Raw genomic sequence first — 8,992 nt, forward strand, 5'->3', positions numbered from 1 at the left:
GCAGGCCGGCGGCGGCGACGTCGGCATCGCGCGCCGCGCCCAGCGCCGCGAAGGGTTCGGCCAGCGCCTGCTCCAGCGCCCGCGCGGCGGCCTCGTCGGGCGCCCAGGGCGCGAACACACGCAGCGCGCTGCGCAGCCGGCGCAGGCCGACCCGCAGCTGGTGCAGCGTCTCGGCGTCGCCGCTGCCCGAGGCCAGCTCGGCGGCGTTGGGCAGCACCTGCTGCAGCGCCGACTGCAGCATCGCGCCGAAGGCCTGGGTCGTCGTCGGGCGCGGCCGCAGCCGCATCGGCTCGGCATGCAGCGCCGGCACCCGCTCCAGGCCGCGCGCCAGGCGCGTGCCGCGTTCGGCCTTGGTGCGCACGTCCAGCCACAGGCCGTGGCGCACCACCCACTGCGCGGCCAGCGCCAGCAGCCCGGACGGCGGGCCCGACAGCAGCTCGAACTCGATCTCGCAGACCGCGGCGCTGCGCTCGCCGGCGACGATGCGGCCTTCGTCGAGCGCGATCTCGACGAAGGCGGCACCGCTGCGCACGCGGCGCGCCACGCGCACGATCTCGGTGCGGTAGCGCTCGACCAGCGGCGCACCGTCGGCCAGCAGCCGCGCCAGCGCGTCGCCGGCCGGCGTGCCGGCGTGGCGCGCCGGGTCCAGCACCGGCGCGGCGTCGGTGTCGGGCAGCTCGATCTCGTGCTCCAGGCGGTCCATCAGGCCGTCGCCGCGGCCCTTGAGGGTCTGCACCCAGCGTGTGCCCTCGCGCCGCAGGCGCAACGCGAAGCCGGCACGCGCCAGGCGCTCGTCGGCGGTGTCGGCGTAGGCGGCGGCCAGCGGCAGCACACGCGCGGTCTTCGTCGCGACGGCACGCTGCACCCGGTCGCGCGCGGCGGCCGGAATCTGGAACTTCAGCTCGATCTCCCTCATGCCTGTCCTCGGGCGTGGCGGGCGCGGAAGCGGCCCGGCCGGTAAACTCATGGATCGACCGAATTGTCGCTTCCGCACCGACCATGCCGCCGTTCTTCCGCAAGCCCTACACCTCCGACGTCACCGACTTCATCGCCAAGCTGAAGGAGCAGCGCCCGACGCTGGAGGACGAACAGCGCGCCGGCCGTGCGCTGCTGTGGGACAAGGCGATCGACCGCGAGGCGCAGCAGGCCTGGCGCCAGGCGCGCGTGCCGCAGCAGCCCTACGTCTACCAGTCCAAGGGACGCTGAAGCGCCCTTGGACACGCCCGCCCTGCCCGAGGCGCTGCCGACCGCGGAAGCGGCAGCCGAACCGGCCGCGCAGGACGTCGTGGATCAGGTGGCCGTCGCCCGCCTGTACGGCGAGCCGCTGTTCCGGCTGCCGCAGGACCTCTACATCCCGCCGGATGCGCTGGAGGTCTTCCTCGAGGCCTTCGAAGGCCCGCTGGACCTGCTGCTCTACCTGATCCGCAAGCAGAACTTCAACATCCTCGACATCCCGCTGGCCGACGTCACGCGCCAGTACCTGGACTACGTCGAGCAGCTGCGGCGGCGCAATCTCGAGCTCGCCAGCGAGTACCTGCTGATGGCGGCGATGCTCATCGAGATCAAGTCGCGCATGCTGCTGCCGCCGAAGAAGAACGCCGACGGCAGCGAACCCGAGGATCCACGCGCCGAGCTCGTGCGCCGGCTCATCGAGTACGAGCAGATCAAGCTCGCCGCCGCGCGCCTGGACGCGCTGCCGGTGATGGGCCGCGACTTCCTGCGCGCCCAGGTCTACGTCGAGCAGGCGCTGGCGCCGCGTTTCCCCGACGTGCACCCCGACGACCTGCGCGCCGCCTGGGCCGACATCCTGAAGCGCGCGCGGCTGCACCAGCACCACACGATCTCGCGCGAGCAGCTGTCGGTGCGCGAGTTCATGACCATCGTGCTGCGCCGGCTGCAGGGCAAGCGCTTCGTCGAGTTCCAGGAGCTGTTCGACGTCACGCGCGGCACGCCGGTGCTGGTCGTGACCTTCATCGCGATGCTGGAGCTGTCGCGCGAGCACCTCGTCGAGGTGACGCAGGCCGAGGCCTTCGCGCCGATCTACGTGCGTCTGGCCTACCAGCCGGTCTGAGCGCCCGCCGGCAGCGTGAACGAGAACACCGAGCCGCGGCCCGGCCGCGAGCGCACGCGCACCTCGCTGCCCATCAGAGAGCACAGCCGGCGCACGATCGCCAGGCCCAGCCCCAGGCCGGGGCCGTCGGGCACCGGGGCGGCACGCATGCCGCGCACCTGGAAGAACTCGTCGAAGACGCGTGGCAGGCTCTGCGCGTCGATGCCGATGCCGGTGTCCCAGACCTGCAGCAGCAGCCGGCCGCCGCGCCGGCGGCAGCCGACCAGGACGCCGCCGACGTCGGTGTAGCGGATCGCGTTGCCGAGCAGGTTGCGCAGCACGCGCTCGACGAGCAGCGGGTCGGCGTGGGCGAGGTGGCGCTCGCCGCGAAAACGCAGCGCGAGGCCCTTCTCCGCGGCCAGCGGCTCCAGATGCAGGCGCAGCCGCGTGTACAGCGCCCGGATCTCCAGCCGCTCGGGCCGCGGCTCGACGCCGCCGGCGTCGATGCGCGTGATGTCCAGCAGCTCGCCGAACAGCGTGTCCAGCGACTCCAGCGAGGCGTCGATGCCGTGCACCAGGGCCGCGGCCTCGGGCGCCTGCGGGCGCCGGCGCAGCGCCTCGACGAACAGCGACATCGCCTGCAGCGGCTGGCGCAGGTCGTGGCTGGCGGCGGCGAAGAAGCGTGTCTTGGCCAGCGAGGCGGCCTCGGCCGCGCGCCGCGCCGCCTCGGCCTCGGCCTTCTCGAAACGCAGCTGCGCGGCCAGCTCGGCGGTGCGGTTCTTCAGCCGGATCGCCTGGGTCAGCGCGGCGCCGTGGGCCCGCGCCATGACCCAGGTGACGGCGAACAGGCTCGCGATCACCGCCGCCAGCTGCAGATGGTTGTCGCGCCCGGTGTCGGTGGCCACACGCAGCACCGTGGCACCGAGCAGCAGCGCGTTGTAGCCGAGGAACAGGCGCGGCTGCGTGGCGAGCATCTGCACCGAGGCGACGCAGAAGCTGTAGAGCACCAGCAGCAGCACCGTCGCGTGATAGTCCGTGCCCAGGCCCCAGAACAGCCAGGCGGCCAGCCCCCAGAGCGCGCCGTGGGCGAGCACCAGCAGGCTCCAGCTGCGCAGCCAGGACATCAGCCGCTCGTCGTCGGCGGCATCGGGGCGGCGCCAGCGCAGGCAGTGCAGCAGGCGCAGCGACCAGACGATCGAGAACGCGCCGGCCCAGGCCAGCAGCAGGCGGCGGTCGCACAGCGCGCCGAAGGTCATCAGCACCAGGCCGAGGCCGACGGCGTAGCCGACGAGCATCGCCGGCGCCAGGTGGTACAGCGCGCGCAGCTGGTCGGCGGGCGAGCCGCGGCCGTCGGGCGCCACCCGCGCCGGCACGAGAACGGCGGCGGCCACGGCCGTCATGGCCGCGGCGGCGCCTTCGGCACCCAGCCGTTCTGCCGCTGCATCATCTGGCTGACCGCCAGAACCGCCTGCGTGCGCGTGCTGACGCCCAGCGCGCGCAGCACCGCGGCGACGTGGTCCTTGACGGTCTCGACCGACAGGTCGAGCTCGCGCGCGATCAGCTTGTTCGGCAGGCCCTTCAGCAGCAGGCCCAGCACCTCGCCCTGGCGCGGCGTCAGCCCGATGCGCGCCAGCGACGGCGGCTCCTGGTGCGGCTCGGGCCGCGCCCGCTCGCCCAGCGGCGCGTCGGGCACCAGGCGCAGCGCGCCGGGCACGGTCTCGGGCGCGTCGGACACCGGCCGGGGCTCCAGCCCGAGCATGTTGGGCGGCACGTACAGGCCGCCGGACATCACCATGCGCAGCGCCTCGCACAGCGCCTTGTTCGACGAACGCTTGGGCACGAAGCCCATCGCGCCGAGGTCGATCGCGCGGATGACGTCGCTGGCACGGTCGGAGGCCGAGATCACGACCACCGGCAGCTCGGGGTAGGCGGCGCGGAACTCGGCCAGCACCTCGAAGCCGTCGTCCTCGCCCAGCGCCAGGTCGAGCAGCACGAGGTCGCGGTCGGCGTCCTGGCGCAAGGCCTCGCGAGCGGCCTCGGCGGTGGCCGCGCCGTGCACGTCGACGTCGTCGCCGAGCCCGCGGATGACCGCCTGCAGGGCCGAGAGGATCAGAGGATGGTCGTCGACCAGCAGGACTTTCATGGCCCTCCCCCCACGTCGCGGATGCGAACCGCGCGATTCTGGGCTGGCGCCCGAGGCGCGGGCTCACCCACTCTTTGGGGTATCTCGTCCCGGGGAACGACGCCGCGCGGCCGGCGCGCGCGAGGCCCTCAGCGGGTCAGCCACTCCACCAGCGGCGCCCACTGCTGCAGGTCGCGCTCGACGCGGCCGGGCGCCACGTCCCACAGCGTCAGCCCGCGGGCGGCGAGCTGCACGTAGTTCTGCGTGTCGCGCAGCGACGCGACCAGCGGCACCGGCAGCGTGCGCAGGTAATGCTGCAGCTGCTCGTGGGCCAGCGTGTGCTCGCGCACGCGCATCGCCACCACGCCGACGGCCAGGTCGGCGCCGCGCTTGTGCTGGCGCAGCGCCTGCACGAAGGCGTGCGTGGCCTGGATGTCGAACAGGCTCGGCTGCAGCGGGATCAGCATCCGGTCGGCGATCTTCAGCACCGCGTCCAGGCGCTTGCCGTGCAGGCCGGCCGGGGTGTCGAGCACGACGTGCGTCGTGCCCTTGGGCGGGCGCACGATCTCGCCCGGGTCGACGTCCCAGCCGCGGATCGCCGGCAGCGCCGCCGGCCGCTGCGCCAGCCACTGGCGCGAGGACTGCTGCCGGTCGACGTCGCCGAGCATCACCGCCGCGCGGTGCGCGGCCAGGCAGCCGGCGACGTTGGTCGCCAGCGTGCTCTTGCCGACGCCGCCCTTGGGGTTGGCGATGACGATGACCGGCATCCGGTGCCTCCTGCTGTCCGTTTGGCCGGCGATGGTAGCGGCCGCGGCGGCGCCCGCCTCAGACCAGCCGGCAGGCCTCGGCAAAGGCCAGCCGCGGCAGCCGCGGGTGGACCTTGGCCGGGTCGCCGTGGCCCAGCGTGCAGATGAAGTTGGTGCGCACCGTCGTGCCGGCCCAGTACTCGGCGTCGGCGCGGGCGGCGTCGAAGCCGCTCATCGGCCCGCAGTCCAGGCCGAGCGCACGCGCCGCGAGGATCAGGTAGGCGCCCTGCAGCGAGGAGTTGCGCAGCGCCGTCTCGGCGATCAGCGCGTCGTGGCCGGCGAACCAGGCCCGTGCGTCGGCGTGCGGGAAGAGCTGCGGCAGCTTGTCGTGGAACGCCAGGTCCATGCCGATGATCGCCGTCACCGGCGCTTCCAGCACCTTCTGCCGGTTGCCGGGGCTGACGATCCCGGCCAGGCGCTCGCGCGCCTCGGGCGTGCGCACGAAGACGAAACGCGCCGGGCAGCCGTTGACCGCCGTCGGGCCCCACTTCAGCAGCTCGTAGAGCTGCTCGAGCGTGGTGTCGGGCACGGGGTCGGGGCGGTAGCCGTTCTGGGTGCGGGCGGCGGTGAAGAGCTGTTCGGTGGTGATGTTCATCGACGTGTCGGAAACCGGGTCAAGGACGCGCGGCGACAATGCGGCGATGTTCCAACCGAATCAGACCGACGTCAGACGATTCTTCTGCGGCGCCTACGCGAAGTACCGCGACGGCGCCCCGGTCGATGCGATGGAGGCGATCGCCACACGCTGGATCGCCGAGCACGCCGAGTATCACGCCGAACTCGCCGACCTGCCGGCCGCGCTGGCGGCCGACTACCGCGTCGACGCCGGCCGCACCAACCCGTTCCTGCACCTGTCGATGCACCTGTCGATCGAGGAGCAGTGCAGCATCGACCAGCCGACCGGCATCCGCCAGGCCGTCGCGCTGCTGGCGGCGCGGCGCAACTCGCTGCACGCCGCGCACCACGAGGTCATGGAGTGCCTGGGCGAGATGATCTGGGCTTCGCAGCGCAGCGGCCTGCCGCCCGACGGCCAGGCCTACCTCGAGGCCGTGCGCCGCCGCGCGACCACCTGAGACGCAGCGCCGAAGGCGCTGCGGGGGTGGGTCACTTGACCGTGACCCAGGCGAACTCCAGCCAGTTGTCGGCGCGGTGCACGACGTCGACGTTGGTGCGCGCGGCCCAGGGGATCACCTGGCGGTGCAGCGGCAGCAGGTGCGCCTGCTGCGTGTACTCGCGCAGCGCGGCCTTGACGAGGTCCTCGCGCTTCTTCGGGTCGGGCTCGGCGCTGGAGGCCTTGGCGAGTTCCTCGAAGCGGTCGTTCTTCACCCGGCCGTAGTTGAAGGCGCCGACACCCTTCTCGCCCGGCGCGCGCAGCACCGGCGTGATCGTCACCTCGGCATCGGTGATCGCGCCGCCCCAGCCCAGCATGTACAGGCTGGTGTCGAACTTCTCCAGCTTGGGGAAGTAGACCGCGCGCGGCATCGCGTTGACACGCAGCTTGACGCCGACCTTGGCCCACATCTGCGCCAGCGCGAGGCAGATCTCCTCGTCGTTGACGTAGCGGTTGTTCGGGCAGTCCAGCGTCACCTCGAAGCCGTTGGCGTAGCCGGCCTCGGCCAGCAGCGCGCGCGCCTTGGCCAGGTCGAAGGGCAGGCGGCTCTCGATCGCCGGGTCGTTGTACGAACCCAGCGGCGACGGCGTGATGCCGCCGGTGGGCACGCTCTGGCCGTTCATCAGCTTGGTCTTCAGCGTCTCGATGTCGATCGCGTGGTACAGCGCCCGGCGCACGCGCACGTCCTTGAACGGGTTGCGGCGCTTCTCGCTGCCGTACAGCAGCTCGTCGCGCTGCTGGTCCATGCCGATGAACAGCACCCGGTTCTCGGGGCCGTCGACGATCTTCACGCCCGGCGTCGAGCGCAGCCGCGGCACGTCGCGCGGCGCCGGGTCGACGACGAAGTCGATCTCGCCGGAGACCAGCGCCGCCAGCCGCGTCGCGTCGTTGGCGATCGGCGTGTAAACGACCTGCTGGACGTTGCCCTCGAAGCGCCCCCACCAGTTCGGGTAACGCTTGTAGACCGTCTTGATGCCGGGCGCGCGGCTGGCCAGCATGTACGGGCCGGTGCCGTTGGCGTTGAAGGAGGCGTAGCTCTCCTCCTTGTTCTTGAAGTCCAGCGGCCGGGTGACCTTGTTCTTCTCGGACCACGACTTGCTCATGATCCACAGCGGCGCGGCGATGTGCTGCAGGAATATCGGGTTGACCTGCGGCAGCCGGAACTCCACCGTCAGCGGGTCGATCGCCACCGCGGTGCCCACCGCGTTGGCGTAGACGCTGATCTGCGAGGTCGGCTCCTTGGCGCGGTTCATCGAGAACACGACGTCCTCGGCGGTGAACGGCGAACCGTCGTGGAACTTCACGTTCGGCCGCAGCTTGAAGCGCCAGGTCAGCGGCCCGGTCTGCTTCCACTCGGTGGCCAGCGCCGGCACCAGGCCCAGGTTGCGGTCGCGGCCGACCAGCCCCTCGTAGACCTGGCCGTTCATCGAGTTGGTCAGCAGCTCGTTCTGCGAGTGCGGGTCCATCGTCTGGGGGTCGCCCTGGCTGGCCCAGCGCAGCGTCTGCGCCCCGGCGCTGCCGGCGGCCAGCCCTGCGGCGAGCAGGGCGCAGGTGATCCACGATTTCATCGTCTCTCCCGGAGTTGGATGCAGGGGGTGGCGCGCCGCGCGCGCCGGCGGCGGCTCAGGCCGCCTCGAAGCCTTCTTCGGCCAGCGCCGCGGTGAAGGCCTCGGCCGGCCGGGCCGACTCGATGCGCACGGCATGCGTCGGCAGGTCGATGGCCACGCGGGCGGCGGCGTCGACGCGCTGCACCGTCTCGGTGACGGTCTTCACGCAGTGGCCGCAGGTCATCGTCGGGAGCGTCAGTTCGATCATGGCGGGCAAGCCTCCTGTTGTGCCGGCCCGAAGGGTAACGCCTGCGCCGGCCGCCGCTGCGGGCGGCCGTGCGGCCACGGGGTCAACGCCGTGCGCGTGCGGCCTCGGGCGGCAGCCAGAGCTCGTCGAGCGAGCGGCCGGCCCAGTTCTGCGCCGGCTCGCGGCCGACGATGCGGTCGCTGGCGGCCTGCGCCAGGTCCAGGCGCAGCGGCGGGATCGGCATCGCCGCGCGCGTCGAATAGAACAGGCTCAGCACCGGGGCCGCCGGCTTGCCGGGGTTCTGCTCGACGACGATGCCGATGCGCCCCGACTCCATGCGCACCAGCGAGCCGGTCGGGTAGATGCCGACGCTGCGCACGAAGGCCGCGAGGATGGCCTCGTCGAAGTGGCCCTTCCACGACACCATGCGCGCGATCGACTCGGCCGGGTCCCAGCCGGCCTTGTAAGGGCGGTTGGAGGTGATCGCGTCGTAGACGTCGCAGACCGCGCCCATGCGCGCCTCGCGCGTCAGCGCGTCGCCGGAGAGCTTGTGCGGGTAGCCGGTGCCGTCCACGCGCTCGTGGTGGTGCAGGCAGACCTCGAGCGCGTCGCTGCCGGCGCCGCGGGCTTCCTGCAGCAGGTGGTGGCCGCGCTCGGGGTGGGAGCGCATGACGTCGAACTCCCGGTCGGTCAGCTTGCCCGGCTTGTTCAGCACGTCCGACGGCATCAGCGCCTTGCCGATGTCGTGCAGCAGCCCGGCCAGGCCGAGGCGGCGGCACTCGGTGTCGTCGGCACCGAGCTGGCGGCCCAGCGCCACCATCAGCGCGCAGACCGCGACCGAATGCATGTAGGTGTAGTCGTCGTGGGTCTTCAGCCGCGCCAGGCTGACCAGCGCGCCCGGGTTGCGGAACACCGACTCGGTGACCTGCTCGACCAGCGGCATGCAGGCCTCGCCGTCGATGGCGCGGCCGAGCCGGGCGTCGCTGAACATCGAGACCACGGCTTCACGCCCGCGCTTGCAGACGGCCGCGGCGGCCTGCAGTTCCTCGGCCATCGTCGTCGTCGGCGGGCGCGGCGGCGGCGGCGCGGGCGACGGCACGGCGGCGGCC

The 8,992-nt window shown here is 72.7% G+C and carries 11 protein-coding genes; 3 read left to right on the forward strand and 8 right to left on the reverse strand.

Annotated features, from left to right (window positions below):
* Positions 1–916, reverse strand: a 916-nt coding sequence (locus RBXJA2T_RS11220; RefSeq protein WP_009857489.1) for a CYTH domain-containing protein, incomplete at its 3' end; no start/stop codon positions are given.
* An 83-nt stretch (positions 917–999) separates the two neighbouring features.
* Between RBXJA2T_RS11220 and RBXJA2T_RS11225 the strand changes: the two genes are divergently transcribed.
* Both RBXJA2T_RS11225 and RBXJA2T_RS11230 read left to right on the forward strand, forming a co-directional pair.
* On the forward strand, positions 1,000–1,206 hold the full coding sequence (locus RBXJA2T_RS11225; protein ID WP_009857490.1) for a DUF3460 family protein: 207 nt from the start codon (positions 1,000–1,002) through the stop codon (positions 1,204–1,206).
* A 7-nt stretch (positions 1,207–1,213) separates the two neighbouring features.
* Positions 1,214–2,071 (forward strand): segregation and condensation protein A, encoded by an 858-nt coding sequence (locus RBXJA2T_RS11230; protein WP_009857491.1) that lies wholly within the window; start codon positions 1,214–1,216, stop codon positions 2,069–2,071.
* Here RBXJA2T_RS11230 and RBXJA2T_RS11235 read toward each other — a convergent pair.
* The 4 genes from RBXJA2T_RS11235 to RBXJA2T_RS11250 all read right to left on the reverse strand — a co-directional run bounded on the left by RBXJA2T_RS11235 (position 2,056) and on the right by RBXJA2T_RS11250 (position 5,573).
* Positions 2,056–3,450 (reverse strand): sensor histidine kinase, encoded by a 1,395-nt coding sequence (locus RBXJA2T_RS11235; RefSeq protein WP_009857492.1) that lies wholly within the window; start codon positions 3,448–3,450, stop codon positions 2,056–2,058. The two genes, RBXJA2T_RS11230 and RBXJA2T_RS11235, sit on opposite strands and share 16 nt — an antisense overlap.
* Positions 3,447–4,193, reverse strand: a complete 747-nt coding sequence (locus RBXJA2T_RS11240) for a response regulator (RefSeq protein WP_009857493.1) — start codon at positions 4,191–4,193, stop codon at positions 3,447–3,449. The genes RBXJA2T_RS11235 and RBXJA2T_RS11240 overlap by 4 nt, the downstream gene beginning before the upstream one ends.
* Before the next feature lie 128 nt (positions 4,194–4,321).
* Positions 4,322–4,939, reverse strand: a complete 618-nt coding sequence (locus tag RBXJA2T_RS11245; RefSeq protein WP_009857494.1) for a ParA family protein — start codon at positions 4,937–4,939, stop codon at positions 4,322–4,324.
* A 58-nt stretch (positions 4,940–4,997) separates the two neighbouring features.
* Positions 4,998–5,573, reverse strand: a complete 576-nt coding sequence (locus RBXJA2T_RS11250; RefSeq protein ID WP_009857495.1) for a malonic semialdehyde reductase — start codon at positions 5,571–5,573, stop codon at positions 4,998–5,000.
* Between the two features lie 46 nt (positions 5,574–5,619).
* On the opposite strand from RBXJA2T_RS11250, the gene RBXJA2T_RS11255 reads away from it, so the two are divergent.
* A complete protein-coding gene (locus tag RBXJA2T_RS11255; protein WP_009857496.1) occupies positions 5,620–6,051 on the forward strand; it encodes a DUF1841 family protein in 432 nt (143 codons plus the stop codon).
* Between the two features lie 31 nt (positions 6,052–6,082).
* On the opposite strand, the gene RBXJA2T_RS11260 is transcribed toward RBXJA2T_RS11255, so the two are convergent.
* The 3 genes from RBXJA2T_RS11260 to RBXJA2T_RS11270 form a co-directional block, all read right to left on the reverse strand.
* On the reverse strand, positions 6,083–7,657 hold the full coding sequence (locus RBXJA2T_RS11260) for an ABC transporter substrate-binding protein (RefSeq protein WP_009857497.1): 1,575 nt from the start codon (positions 7,655–7,657) through the stop codon (positions 6,083–6,085).
* Positions 7,658–7,712: 55 nt separating this feature from the next.
* A complete protein-coding gene (locus tag RBXJA2T_RS11265; RefSeq protein ID WP_009857498.1) occupies positions 7,713–7,904 on the reverse strand; it encodes a heavy-metal-associated domain-containing protein in 192 nt (63 codons plus the stop codon).
* A gap of 82 nt (positions 7,905–7,986) precedes the next feature.
* Positions 7,987–8,992 (reverse strand): HD-GYP domain-containing protein (locus RBXJA2T_RS11270; RefSeq protein ID WP_009857499.1); only part of this gene is annotated, 1,006 nt, incomplete at its 5' end.

The organism is Rubrivivax benzoatilyticus JA2 = ATCC BAA-35 (assembly GCF_000190375.1).
In the GTDB taxonomy this organism is placed as follows: Bacteria; Pseudomonadota; Gammaproteobacteria; order Burkholderiales; family Burkholderiaceae_C; genus Rubrivivax; species Rubrivivax benzoatilyticus.